Source organism: Sphingobium sp. C100 (genome assembly GCF_000508185.1).
In the GTDB taxonomy this organism is placed as follows: Bacteria; Pseudomonadota; Alphaproteobacteria; order Sphingomonadales; family Sphingomonadaceae; genus Sphingobium.
The window spans coordinates 1-13309 of record NZ_AYOY01000169.1 but is presented as its reverse complement, the minus strand read 5'-3'; the positions used below and the strand labels follow the sequence as shown (position 1 = coordinate 13309).

The 13309-nt window shown below is 64.6% G+C and carries 11 protein-coding genes and 1 pseudogene; 9 read left to right on the top strand and 3 right to left on the bottom strand.

Annotated features, from left to right (window positions below; all coding sequences use genetic code 11):
• Positions 1-75: 75 nt before the first annotated feature.
• The 3 genes from C100_RS41085 to hflK form a co-directional block, all read right to left on the bottom strand.
• The gene (locus C100_RS41085) at positions 76-1578 is read right to left on the bottom strand and encodes a Do family serine endopeptidase (RefSeq protein WP_024020932.1); all 1503 of its coding nucleotides are present in this window, start codon (positions 1576-1578) and stop codon (positions 76-78) included.
• A gap of 135 nt (positions 1579-1713) precedes the next feature.
• Positions 1714-2562 (bottom strand): protease modulator HflC, encoded by an 849-nt coding sequence (hflC, locus tag C100_RS41080; RefSeq protein ID WP_024020931.1) that lies wholly within the window; start codon positions 2560-2562, stop codon positions 1714-1716.
• Positions 2562-3665 (bottom strand): FtsH protease activity modulator HflK, encoded by a 1104-nt coding sequence (gene hflK, locus C100_RS41075; RefSeq protein WP_024020930.1) that lies wholly within the window; start codon positions 3663-3665, stop codon positions 2562-2564. Before hflK ends, hflC begins: the two co-directional genes overlap by 1 nt.
• A 293-nt stretch (positions 3666-3958) precedes the next feature.
• On the opposite strand from hflK, the gene C100_RS41070 reads away from it, so the two are divergent.
• From C100_RS41070 to C100_RS48665, 9 genes and pseudogenes are all read left to right on the top strand, one after another.
• Complete coding sequence (locus tag C100_RS41070; protein ID WP_200866581.1) at positions 3959-4726, top strand: Mrp/NBP35 family ATP-binding protein; 768 nt, start codon at positions 3959-3961, stop codon at positions 4724-4726.
• A 96-nt stretch (positions 4727-4822) separates the two neighbouring features.
• Positions 4823-5257: a CoA-binding protein gene (locus C100_RS41065; RefSeq protein WP_024020928.1), complete on the top strand. Its 435-nt coding sequence runs from the start codon at positions 4823-4825 to the stop codon at positions 5255-5257.
• Between the two features lie 38 nt (positions 5258-5295).
• Positions 5296-7563, top strand: a complete 2268-nt coding sequence (locus tag C100_RS41060) for a molybdopterin cofactor-binding domain-containing protein (RefSeq protein WP_024020927.1) — start codon at positions 5296-5298, stop codon at positions 7561-7563.
• On the top strand, positions 7560-8561 hold the full coding sequence (gene hemH / locus C100_RS41055) for a ferrochelatase (protein WP_024020926.1): 1002 nt from the start codon (positions 7560-7562) through the stop codon (positions 8559-8561). Before C100_RS41060 ends, hemH begins: the two co-directional genes overlap by 4 nt.
• A gap of 25 nt (positions 8562-8586) precedes the next feature.
• Complete coding sequence (gene phbB / locus C100_RS41050; protein ID WP_024020925.1) at positions 8587-9309, top strand: acetoacetyl-CoA reductase; 723 nt, start codon at positions 8587-8589, stop codon at positions 9307-9309.
• The gene (locus tag C100_RS41045) at positions 9309-9575 is read left to right on the top strand and encodes a ribbon-helix-helix domain-containing protein (RefSeq protein ID WP_024020924.1); all 267 of its coding nucleotides are present in this window, start codon (positions 9309-9311) and stop codon (positions 9573-9575) included. Before phbB ends, C100_RS41045 begins: the two co-directional genes overlap by 1 nt.
• An 87-nt stretch (positions 9576-9662) precedes the next feature.
• The gene (locus C100_RS41040) at positions 9663-11963 is read left to right on the top strand and encodes a catecholate siderophore receptor Fiu (protein ID WP_024020923.1); all 2301 of its coding nucleotides are present in this window, start codon (positions 9663-9665) and stop codon (positions 11961-11963) included.
• Between the two features lie 60 nt (positions 11964-12023).
• Complete coding sequence (locus tag C100_RS41035) at positions 12024-12701, top strand: Fe2+-dependent dioxygenase (protein WP_024020922.1); 678 nt, start codon at positions 12024-12026, stop codon at positions 12699-12701.
• A 187-nt stretch (positions 12702-12888) separates the two neighbouring features.
• Positions 12889-13309, top strand: a pseudogene (locus tag C100_RS48665) (energy transducer TonB); the annotation flags it as partial.

Here is a 13309-nt window from a genome sequence, read left to right as displayed (position 1 = left end):
CGCCATCCCCGTGGAAGCGGGGATGACGGCATAATCTTCGCACTATCTCTCCCGTAAGGGCGGAGGGCGCATGGCTTACTTGTCCCGCAGCCGCACCGGCAGGAAGATCGGCGGCTGGCCGCGACGCAGCACCTGGAGCAGGATGGCGTTGCGACCCTGACCGGCCACCGCCTTGACCTGTGCATCCAGTTCGCTCTGGTTCGTCACCGGCCGGTTGTTGGCGCTCATGATCACGTCGCCCCGGCGCAGGCCCTTGGCGCCCGCGTCGGTCGAACTGTCCACCGCCGTGATGACGATGCCCCGCGTGTCGGCCGGAATGCCGAGCTGGCGCACGATGCTGGGCGTCAGGGGGATGGCGACGATGCCGAGCGACTGTTCGCTGGCCTTGCCGGGCGTCTGCTGCTGGTTGTTGAAATCATCCTCGTCCTGGCTCTGGGCGAAGCTGTTCAGTTCGTCCTCGGGCGGACGTTCGCCGACCACCGCGGTCACGGTCATGCGCTGGCCGTTGCGGATCAGGACGATCGGCACCTTGGCGCCGATCGGCTGGTTGGCGACGATCGACGACAGATTCTGGTCCGGGTTCACTTCCTGACCATTGACGCTGACGATCACGTCGCCGGCCTTGATCCCGGCCTTCTCCGCGCCCTTGCCCGGCTCGACGCCCTGGATGAACTCGCCGCTATTCTTGGCCAGGCCCAGCGATTCGGCCAGATCCTCGCCCAGCGGACTGATCTGCACGCCCAGATAGCCGCGTTTGACCTTTTCGCCCTTCATAAGGGTCGTCACGATCGGCGCCGCCTGTTCGGACGGGATGGCGAAGCCGATGCCGACATTGCCGCCCGAAGGGGACAGGATCTGGCTGTTGATGCCGATCACATTGCCGCGCATGTCGAACATCGGGCCGCCGGAGTTGCCCTGGTTGATCGACGCATCGGTCTGGATGAACTTGTCATAGGCCGCGCCGGTGCTGCGGTGCACGGCGGAAATGATGCCGGCGGTCACCGTGCCCGACAGGGCGAAGGGGTTGCCGATCGCGACCACCCAGTCGCCCACGCGCGCCTTGCTGCTATCCCCGAACTTGACGAAGGGCAGGGACTTTTTCGGCTCGATCTTCAGCACCGCAATGTCCGTGGCGGCATCGCGGCCGACCAGCTTGGCGGTATATTCCTCGCGGTTTGTCAACGTCACCGTAATCTGTTCGACGCTCGCGCCTTCCGCGCCGGCCGACACCACATGATTGTTGGTGACGATATAGCCGTCGGACGATATGATGAAGCCCGATCCCAGCGACTGGGCCTGCCGCGTCTGCGGCTGACCGCCGCCCTGGCCGAACAAATCGCCAAAGGGCGTGCCGGCGAAGGGATTTTGCACCTGCACCCGCTGTTTGGTCGAAATATTGACGACGGCCGGTTGCAGCTTTTCGACCATGTCGGCCAGGCTTGCCGGGGCGCCGGCGGGCGCTGCGGCCTGCAAGCCTTCATTCTGGGCGACTTGCGCGCCGACATTGGAACTGGTGGTAACGGCAATGGCGGTGCCGCCAAGCAGCAGGGCGCCGGTGATGGCATAAGCGTAACGCACTCGTGACGGTCCTCTTCTGAACTTCAGGAAATGGAAGGCGGGACTCTAAGGAGAGCCTGAAATGCGCCGCCTTCCCTTAACCCTCATTGAATGGTGCTGGTTCCGTAACAAAGCTGACGGCTTCGTTACGGACTTTTAACGTCGCCCCTGAAATTGCCGCAGGAACTCATTATCCTGCGACAGGATGATATTGCTGTCTCCCCCGCGCTCGGGCGAGAAAGTGTAGCGATAGCTTTGCATGGCCCGGTAGAAATCATAGAATTTCGGGTCTTTGCCATAGCTTTCGGCATAGATGCGCGCGGCATTGGCGTCCGCTTCGGCGCGGATGATCTGCGCCTGTTTCGCGCCCTGCGCCTCGATCGTCAAAGCCTCCTGCTTGCGCGCGGTGCTCATCCGGGTGAACGCGCTTTCCAGCGGCGTGCCGTCGGGCAGGTCGGCGCGCTTGATCCGCACATCGACGATCTGCGCGCCATATTGGCGCGCGACGCGATTAAGGCCTGCCTCGATATTGTCCATCACCTGCCCACGCTCCGGGCTCAGCAGCGCCGCGAAGGGGCGCTTGCCCAATTCGTTGCGCAACGCGGAGCCAAGGATCGGACGCAGCGCGTCGGACAACCGCTCCTCGCTGCCCGCGGCGATATACATGCGCAGCGGATCGACGATGCGATAGCGGGCGAAGGCATCGACCTGTAGCCGAAGCTGGTCGGTGGACAGCACCTGTTGCCGTTCCATCTCGACCGACAGGACGCGCTTGTCGATCCAGACGATCTGGTCGACGAAGGGCATCCGCAGGATGAGGCCGGCGCCTGTCTTGCCGAAGCTTTCATTGGCGCGGTATCGATTGACGATCGCCTTGGGTTCGCCGAACCGCACGACCACGCCCTGCTTGGTTTCAGGCACGATCGCCACGGTGCTGCCGACAACGATCAGCAGGGCCAGCGCGATCAGCGCCAGCGCGACGGGATGACGCAGAAATGCGGGCATCACTGGCCCTCCGTGCTGGAAGAATCCTTGGCCGGGGCGGCCTGCGCCCGGCGCTTGAGTTCGGGCAGGGGCAGATAGGGGGTCACATTGCTCCCCTCGACGATGGTCTTGTCGACGTTCGCCAGGACGCTCTCCATGGTTTCATAATACATGCGCTGACGGGTCACTTCGGGCGCCAGCCGATATTGTTCATAGACCTTGTCGAAAGCGGCGGCTTCGCCCTGCGCCTTGGCCGTCACCTGCTGCGCGGCGGCGCGCGCTTGGTTGAGGTAGGTCTGGGCCGTCTGCTGCGCGGCCGACACGGCCTTGAACGCGTCATTCACCGCAGTTGGCGGATCGGCCTGCTTGATCGCGACGCCCTGGATGCGGATGCCCGACTTATAGCCGTCCAGAATTTGCTGCATCCGCTGTTCCACCTGCTGCTCTATGCTGCTGCGGCCCGCGCCCAGCGCATCGTCCAGGCTGACGCTCGCCAACACCGCGCGCATGGCGCTTTCCGCCACTTCGCGCACCGTGTCGTCGGGATCGGCCAGTTGGAACAGGTACAGTTCGGGATTGCGGATGTTCCAGCGCACCGAATAAGCGAGGTCGATGATATTCTGGTCGCCGGTCAGCACCAGATTTTCGCTTTCCGCGTTCAGCGATCCGATGTCGATGGTGCGGATTTCCTCGACATCGACCGTGGTGACGGCCTCGAACGGCGCCGGCAGGGTCAGGCTGATGCCCGGCGACAGAGTGCGGCTATATTTGCCCACGAATGTCACGACACCGCGTTCCTGCGGGCCGATCCGATGGATGCTGGTCAGCGCGATCCACAGCACCGCAACAATGCCGATCGCGACCGGCCACAGCGCCTTGCCGGCGCCGCGCGGGGGCAGGCTGCCAAAGCCGCCGCCATTGCCGCCGCCGCCTTGGCCAAAGCTTTCGCGACCGCGCCGCAGCAGTTCCTCGATCGCCGAAGGGCCTTTCTGGCCGCCGGACGGCTTGCCCGGCTGGGTCCACGGATTGCGGGGGCCGCCATCGCCGCCCTTTTGGCCGTCCCCTTCAGGCCCGCCATTCTTGCCGCCCCAGGGGCCTTGAACCATCGCTGTGATCGCGGGCATCCACCCGAAAATTCTTCTCATGCCACCCTCTATAGGAAGGCTCTTGTCCGAAAAACAGTGCCAATGGGCGCGAATATTGCCTAGAGGGCGTCGTCATGACCGATCTTGCCGATTTCGCCGCCCGTTTGACTGCCTTGACCGATGGCCGCGCCAGCGCGCCGCGGATCAGGGACGGCGTCATGACGCTCGCGCTCGATGTGGGCGGCCTTGCGCCCGAACGGCGCGACGGCCTCGCCGCTGCGATCCGCGAGGGCGCACTGACCGTGCCGGGCGTCACCGACGTTCGGATCGCGATGACCGCCGAACGCCGGCCGCTGCGCATCATCGCCGTCGCTTCGGGCAAGGGCGGCGTGGGCAAGTCGACCCTGTCAGCCAATCTCGCCGTCGCGCTGCACAGGCTCGGCCTCAAGGTCGGGCTGGTCGATGCCGATATTTACGGCCCGTCACAGGCGCGGCTGATGGGGAGCGAGGACCAGAAGCCGGTGGCCAGCGACAAGAAGCTGGTGCCCGTCACCGGCGCCCTGGGCATCCCGATGCTGTCGATGGCGCATCTGGTGGAGCCGGGCAAGGCGCTCGCCTGGCGCGGTCCGATGGTCAGCGGCGCATTGGGGCAGTTGATCGACGCCGAATGGGGCGATGTCGAACTGCTCATCGTCGATTTGCCGCCGGGCACTGGCGACATCCAGCTATCGATGGTGCAGAAGCACAAGCCCGCCGGCGCGGTCATCGTTTCCACGCCGCAGGATCTTGCGCTCATCGACGCCACCCGCGCCGTCAGCCTGTTTGCGCAGGCGGATGTGCCGATGGTCGGGCTGGTGGAAAATATGGCGGGCTATGCCTGTCCCCATTGCGGCGAAATCTCCGACCCCTTTGGCCAGGGTGGCGCGGAAAGCACGGCGGGCGCGCTGTCCATGCCCTTCCTCGGCCGCATCCCGCTGGCCATCGACATTCGGCGGCGCTCCGACGCGGGCGATCCTCCGGCGGCGGGTGATGGCCCCCATGCCGACGCCTTCATGGCTATCGCGGAAAAGGTCGCGGCGTGGCTCGGGCGGGCCGCCTGAATTTTCGCTGAGTGAAGGGTGCAACCTGGCGGCGGGTCAGGGGAACGTCTTGCATCGGCGCGCGTCCTCTCCATGTCAGCCTGAAGGAGAAACGCCATGCCCCTCACCAATCCGCAGGATATTGCCACCCTGCTCGAGCGCACCCGCACCATTGCGCTGGTCGGCATATCGGACCGGCCCGACCGGGCGAGCTACAGCGTCATGGCGTTCCTTCAGGATCATGGCTACCGCGTGCTCCCGGTCAATCCGCAGATTGCGGGCGAACATGTGCATGGCGAATTTGTCTGGGCGCGTCTGTCCGACATCGGTGTGCCGATCGATCTGGTGGATATCTTCCGGCGTAGCGAGGCTGCGGGCGAAGCGGTGGATGAAGCCATCGCGATCGGCGCCAAGGGCGTCTGGATGCAATTGGGCGTCATCGACGAAGCCGCCGCCGCCCGGGCGGAAGCCGCCGGGCTCCAGGTGGTGATGGACCGTTGCCCGGCGATAGAAATTCCGCGCCTGGGCATCGCGCCGCTTCGCGCCGAATAGCCCTAGGCAGCGGCGCCGCGCGCCAGTATCAGGCTGCCATGGGGCGCGCACCGCGGAAGCAATCGGACAGGAATAGCGGGCTCAGCCGGCGGACATTGCTGGTGGGCGGCGGCGCGACCGCGGGCCTGCTGATCGCCTGGGGCGTCTGGCCGCGCAGCTACGCGCCCAATCTCAACGCGGGGCCGACCGAAGCCATCGTCAACGCCTTCCTTAAGATTGATACGTCGGGCCAGATCATCGTCATCGTGCCTCAGACGGAGATGGGGCAGGGCGTCACCACGGTCCTGCCGCAGATATTGGCGGACGAACTGGGCGCCGACTGGCGCACCGTCGCGGTGCAGAGCGCGCCGATCAGCCCCCTTTACGCGAACATATTGCTGGCCCGCGAATGGCTGGCGAGCGACTGGACGCGGCTGCTGGGCGATGCCGGCGACTGGGCGATCGGCCAATATGCGACGCGCGAGGCGCTGATGCTGACGGGTGGCGGCACATCGATGCCGATGTTCCACGACGCCTATCGCGACGCGGGCGCGGCCGCGCGCGTGCTTTTGTGCAAGGCGGCGGCGGCGCGCTGGTCGATTCCGTGGGAAAGCTGCGACATCCAGGACGGAATCCTTTCCGACGGCGCCGAACGCCGGATGAAGATCGGCGACGTGGCGATGGACGGTGTGAACTTCGATCTGCCAGCGATCCTGCCGCTGCGGCAGGGGCAGGATGGACGCCTGTCGGGGCAGGATCTCCCGCGCCTCGATACGCCTTCCAAGATCGACGGCACCCATAATTTCGCCGCCGACATCCGCCTGCCCGACATGGTCTTCGCCTCGATCCGGCAGGGACCGATCGGCGATGCCGTGCTCGCGGGACTGGATGAGCGATCCGCCGGCGGCGTCACCGGCTTTCTGAAGCTGGTGAAGCAGGAACGCTGGGTCGCCGCCGTCGCCAGCAACTGGTGGGCGGCGAACAAGGCGCTGGACCTGGCCGACCCGGTTTTCACCCTGCGCGGCGAGCCGGTCAGCAGCGGGGCTATCGACGACGCGCTGGAGGCGGCCTTCTCCGGCGGCGCCGGCCGCCGCCTTTACAGTCAGGGCGATCTGGCGTCGGTGTTCGAAGGCGCGACCATTCTCGCCAGCGAATATCAGGTCGATGCCGGCCTCCATCTGTCGCTGGAACCGCCATGCGCCACCGCCCGCGTCACCGCTGACGGCGCAGAGGTGTGGATGGCGACACAGGCGCCGGGGCTGGCCCGCAACGCCATCGCCGACGCGCTGGGCCTGACCGGCGATGCGGTGACGCTCTACCCCCTCCATGCCGGTGGCTCCTTTGGCCGCAACATGGATTGGGAAGCGGGCGTCCAGGCTGCCCTCATCGCGCGCGACATGGGACGCCCCGTCCAATTGCAATGGTCGCGGCTGGAGGATGTGATCCAGGATCGACCCAGCGCCCCGGCCCATGCCCGCATGGCCGCCAAGATCGGCCGCAACGGCGCCATCGAAGGCTGGCTGGCGAAGGTGGCTGCGCCCTGCGCGATGACCCAGACCTGGGCGCGCATCGCCAATGGCCGGTTGCCGCACGAGGCGGCGGAGGATGCGGCGGACAAGGCCACGCGCCTGGCCGTTGCAGGCATGGTTCCGCCTTATGCCATCCCCAACTGGGCGGTCGATCACTACCCCGCCAATGTCGGCCTGCCGCTGGGTTTCGCGCGCGGCAACGCCTATCTGCACAGCGTCTTCTTCACCGAAAGTTTCATAGACGAACTTGCGCATCTCGCCAATATTGAGGCCATGTCCTTTCGCATCCAAATGCTCGGCGGCAACCCGCGCCTCGCCCATTGCCTCTCCACCGCCGCGGCGATGGGCGGCTGGCAGGGGGGCATCGCTGGGAGCGGGCAGGGGATGGCAGCGCACATGACGGGCGGGGCTTATGCCGCCGTCATGGTGGAAGCGGCGATGCGCGGCGACGGGCTGACGGTCGGGCGCGTCATTGCGGCCGTGGATGCGGGGGATCAGGTTAATCCCGACATTGCCCGCCAACAGATTGAAAGCGGCCTTGTCTACGGTCTCGCCTACGCCACCGGCGCTTCGGTCCCCTATGAGCACGGCCTGCCGACCCGCGCGATCCTTGGCCGCATGAATCTGCCGCAACTGGCCGATGTCGGCGAGGTGGCGGTGGAAATGATCCGCAGCACCGCCGATCCCGCGGGCGTCAGCGACCTGGTCGCGCCTCTGGTCGCGCCCGCGATCGCCAATGCCCTTTACACCTGGACCGGCCAGCGAATGCGCAGCCTGCCGCTTGTGGGAACGCCATGACCCTTCCGAACGACCATCCCGCCATCCCCAAACCCAAGGTCGGCATCCTGCTGATCAATCTCGGCACGCCCGACGCGCCTGACCCGAAATCGGTCCGCCGTTACCTGGCGGAATTCCTGTCCGACCGGCGCGTGGTCGAAATTCCACCGCTAGTGTGGCAACCCATATTGCGCGGCGCGATCCTGACGACCCGCCCGAAAAAATCGGCGCACGCCTATCAGCAGGTGTGGATGGCGGAAGGCTCGCCGCTTGCGGTGCATACGCGCGAGACGGCCCGCGCACTGCAACAGGCGATGGGAGAGCGGGTGGTGGTCGATTGGGCGATGCGCTACGGCAACCCCGCGATCGCCTCACGCCTCGCGGCGATGAAGGCGGCCGGCTGCGACAGGATCTTGCTGGCGCCGCTCTATCCGCAATATAGTGGAGCGACCACCGCGACCGCCAATGACGCCGCCTTTGCAGCCCTGAGAAAAATGCGCTGGCAACCTGCGGTCCGCACCTTGCCGCCCTATCATGACGACCCTGCCTATATTGCGGCGCTGCAAGCCTCGATCGAGGGGCATCTGGCGCGGCTGCCCTTCAGGCCGGACGCCTTGCTGGCCAGCTTTCACGGTATGCCGGAGCGGACGTTGAAGCTGGGCGATCCCTATCATTGCCAGTCGGTGAAGACGGTGCGGCTGCTGAGCGAGGCATTGCCGATGCCGGTGCATATGAGCTTTCAGTCGCGTTTCGGACGGGCCAAATGGCTTGAACCGGAAACCGAAGCCACGCTCACCAAATTGGTGCAGGAAGGTGTCCGCAACATTGCGGTTGTCACGCCGGGATTCTCGGCGGATTGCCTCGAAACTCTGGAAGAAATCGCGCTGCGTGCGAAGGATGTATTTTTGGCTGAGGGCGGCGAAAATTTTGCCTATTTGCCCTGTTTAAACGCATCGGCGGAGGCTATCACCCTTTATCAGAGGCTGATGAGCCGCGAGCTTTCGGGTTGGATGGACTGACCCTATTTGGGAAGAGGACGCTTTTATGTCGAAGGTGGCGATCGTGACTGGCGGAACGCGAGGCATCGGGAAGGCGATCAGTCTGGCGCTCCAGGATATGGGCTATACCGTCGCTGCCAACTACGCCGGCAATGATGAAAAGGCGAAAGCCTTTACCGACGCCACGGGCATTGCCGCTTTCAAATGGGATGTGGGCGACCACCAGGCCTGCCTTGATGGCTGCGCTCAGGTGGCCGAGGCGCTTGGTCCCATCGACATCGTCGTCAACAATGCCGGCATCACCCGCGATGGCGTGCTCTCGAAGATGAGCTTTGACGACTGGAATGAAGTCATGCGCATTAATCTGGGCGGCTGCTTCAACATGGCGAAGGCGACCTTCGGCGGAATGCGCGAGCGCGGCTGGGGCCGTATCGTCAATATCGGGTCGATCAACGGCCAGGCCGGCCAATATGGTCAGGTCAACTATGCCGCCGCTAAATCGGGCATTCATGGCTTCACCAAAGCGCTGGCGCAGGAAGGCGCGAAATATGGCGTGACCGTCAACGCCATCGCGCCCGGTTATATCGACACCGACATGGTCGCCGCCGTGCCCGCGGCCGTGCTGGAGAAGATCGTCGCGAAAATCCCGGTCGGCCGCCTGGGCCAGGCGCATGAAATTGCGCGCGGCGTCGCCTTTTTTTGCAGTGAGGACGGGGGCTTCGTGACCGGCAGCACATTGTCGATCAACGGCGGCCAGCACATGTACTGATGCAGCAGGGCGACCCCGAAGATCCTGCGGGGTCGCCTTTCGCGCCGCCGGTCAAGCGCAGCGTCACCATCGCCGGCCACCAGACGGCGATCAGCCTGGAACCTATTTTCTGGGCTGCGCTGCGCCTGGCGGCGGGACAGGAAAATATTCCCCTCAATGCCTTGATAGCCCGGATAGACGTCTCCCGACTGGCAGCCGACCCGGCGCCAAATCTCGCCAGCGCTATACGCTGCTGGCTGTTTGATCGGGCGAGGCAGTTACACTGATAAGAATTATTCGCATTATCGTTGACAGTAAGAACGATTCGCAATAGCAGGCGCCCCAACAGATCAACTAAAGGGGGTTTCTGTTTCATGAGCAAAATCACATCCATGCCGTCCTTCCTGGCGCTCAGCTGCTTCAGCGCAGCGGCTTTCGTGGGCGGCGCCCATGCGCAGGATGAGGCTCCTGCCCCCAGGCTGGGCGGCATGACGGTCACCGACACCGCGATCGATGACGAAAGCATCAAGATCGACACGCTGTCCTCACCGAAATTCACGCAGCCGCTCCAGGATACGCCCCAGACCATCCAGATCATCAGCAAGGAGCTGTTCAACCAGCAGGGCGCGACCACCCTGACCGAAGCGCTGCGCAACAGCCCAGGCGTCGGCACCTTCTATGCCGGCGAAAATGGCAACACCACCACGGGCGACGCCGTCTATATGCGCGGCTTCGACACCTCCAGCAGCATCTTCGTCGATGGGGTGCGCGACCTCGGTTCGATCTCGCGCGACATTTTCAATACCGAACAGGTGGAGGTCCAGAAGGGGCCTGCGGGCACCGACAATGGGCGCACCGCTCCCACGGGCGCTATCAACATGGTCAGCAAGAAAGCGTCGCCCGACGACGCCCTGTCCGGCATGGTGTCCGTCGGCGTCGATGGCCAGAAGCGCGCCACCGCCGACATCAACCAGTCGATCGATGGCCTGCCCAACGCCGCCTTCCGTCTGAACGCGGTGTGGCAGGACAGCGACGTCCCCGGTCGCGATCATGTCAACAACCAGCGCGTCGGTCTCGCCTCGTCCATCGGCCTGGGCCTGGGCACATCCACCCGCGCCTGGCTCAACCTGCTCTATGTGAACCAGGATAATATCCCCGACGGCTTGGTGCCGACCATAGGCATCAAGCACTGGGTGCCGCAGCCCGGCCTGGAGCAGCTTGTCGGTCATCCAGTTGATTCGGAGAATTTCTACGGCACGCGCGACGATCATGACGATGTCACCGCGAAGATGGCCACGCTGATCCTGGAGCATGACTTTTCGGATTCGGTGAAGCTGTCCAACGTCGCGCGCTGGGGCGAGACGAAGCAGGATTATCTGCTGTCGGCCTTCATGTCGACCGGCGGCAACGCGACGGACCCGATGGCTGGCAACATCGGCTGGACCGATCCCAACGACCTGTCGACCTATACAATGGCGCGCAGCAACACGACGCTGAAGGACGTGACCAACCGGATATTGACGGACCAGCTCAACCTGCGGGCGGATTTCGCGACCGGCGCGATAGAGCATAATCTGAGCCTGGGCATCGAGATCACCAGCGAGAAGCAGATGTCCTACGGACAGACCGCGCTGGGTACGCGACCGGCCGCCAATCTGTATAATCCCGACTGGGATGATGTGGGCACGCTCAGCGTCTCACGCAATGGCGCCATCGCCCGCGGCAAGACCGACACCCAGTCCTTCTATCTGTTCGACACCGCGAAATTCTTTGAAGGCAAGCTGCTGGTGACCGGCGGCATCCGCTTCGATCACTACAAGACCACCTATTTCGCCACCGGGGCGTGCGGTGTTGGTGGACGTAACCCGATCCCCTGCGGCGAGCTTCCGACCGGATCGCTCGTCAACACCGCTGACCTGACGGCCAAGGACACGCTGTTCAACTGGAAGCTGGGCGCGGTTTTCAAACCGGTCGAAACGCTCAGCCTCTATGTGAACTATGCCCTGTCCCAGCAGCCGCCGGGCGGCAGCAACTTCACCCTCAGTGATTCGGCGACCAACGCGAACAATCCTGCCCTGGACCCGCAAAAGGCCAAGACGATCGAGGCCGGCGTCAAGTGGAGTGCGCTGGGCGGCGCGCTGGCGGTCAACGCGGCGGTGTTCCAGACCAAGGTGCTGAACGAGATCAACGCTTCGGACGTCTCCGACATCCAGAGCGGTTCCAAGCGCGTGAAGGGTATCGAGCTTTCGGCTGTCGGCAACATCACCGAAGCCTGGTCGATTTCGGCCGGCTACACCCATCTCGACACCAAGGTGACGGAAGGTTCGCTGGTCAATGCCGACGGCACGTCGGGCCTGGCCTACACGCCCGACGACAGCTTCACGAGCTGGACGGCCTATCGTCTGCCCTTCGGCCTGGAGGTCGGCGGTGGCGTGCGCTATGTCGCGGGCCTGCACCGGGGAACGGATGGAGCAGTCGGCACGCCGTCCAGGACCGACGGTTACACGGTGGTGGACGCGCTCCTGTCCTATGCCGTCACCAGCAGCATCAACCTGCGGATGAACGCCTATAATCTGTTCGACAAGGACTATATTGCGGCGATCAACAAGAGCGGATACCGCTACACGCCGGGTACGCCGCAAACCTTTCTGTTCAGTGCGGATTTCCGCTTCTGATCTTTGCGGGATGATGGCGGGGGATATTCCTCCGCCGCGTCCTGAGCCATCGGAAAGCTCATGCTGGTCCATATTCCCCAAATTCTGAGCGCTGAGGAAATCGCTGAATTTCGTCGTCGGCTGGATGCCGCCGATTGGGCGGATGGTCGCGAAACCGTCGGCGTGCAGGGGGCCAGGGTCAAGCATAACGAGCAGCTCCCCGACACCTCGCCGCTCAGGGCGGATCTGGGCCGGGCCGTGCTCGCCGCGCTCAAGCGCAGCCCGCTCTTCTTCGCGGCGGCGCTGCCCCGGAAAATCCTGCCCCCGCGCTTCAACCGCTATGCGGGTGGGGGCGAATATGGTTTCCATGTCGACGGCGGCGTGATGAGCCTGAGCGAAACCGAGCAGATGCGTTCGGACATTTCCTGCACCCTGTTCCTGAACGACCCGGACGATTATGACGGCGGCAGGCTGGTCATCAGCGACACTTATGGCGAGCATGTGGTCGCCAGGCCCGCGGGTGACCTGATCCTCTATCCGTCCAGCAGCCTGCATCGGGTGGAGCCGGTGACGCGCGGCGCCCGCCTCGCATCCTTTTTCTGGATTCAAAGCCTGGTGCGGGACGACGGGCAGCGGCGGATGCTGCTGGAACAGGACATGGCCATTCAGACGCTGACCCGCCAGGGGGCGGACGAAGGCGCGATACTTCAACTAACCGGCGTCTATCATAATCTCCTGCGTCTCTGGTCGGAGACCTGATCGCGCCACGCAGGGCCATTCCCCCGGCATTGTCCCAAGTCGGGGGTGCGGGCGGGCGGCGGTCGCTCCTCCTCGGGCCGCCGCCCGTCCGGTCCGGGTGCAGCCAAGGCGATAATAGACAATATTTGCAATTGATACGCATTAAGCGACGCGATAAGGCGGACACGAAGAGCCGGGGAGGGCTGGCATGTTACGATTGGCAAAGGACGGAATTGAGGAACTGAGCGTCGATGACACGCCGTCCGTTCCCATCCGCGTCGTGCCGCCCACCGTCACCACCATAGCTTCCAGCGTCGTGACGGAGCGCTACGGCGTCCGTTCCCGCCCGAACCTGCTGGTGGTGGCGCTCATCATCCTGTTGCATGGCGCGTTGATTTTCGCGATGGTTCAGGTGCGCCAGACCTATGTCCGCGCGCGCGAGGCGAAGCTGACCGTGGTCAACCTGACGCCGCCGCCGCCGCCCGCCGCCGAAGCGTCCTCGCCGCCATCGCAGCCGCCTGTTGTCGCGCCGCCGCCGATCGTGCACACCCCGGTGCCTCCGGTGCAGGTCGCGACCACCCCCGATCCAGTGCCGGTGCCAACGCCCGTCGTGGCGGCCATGCCGTCAG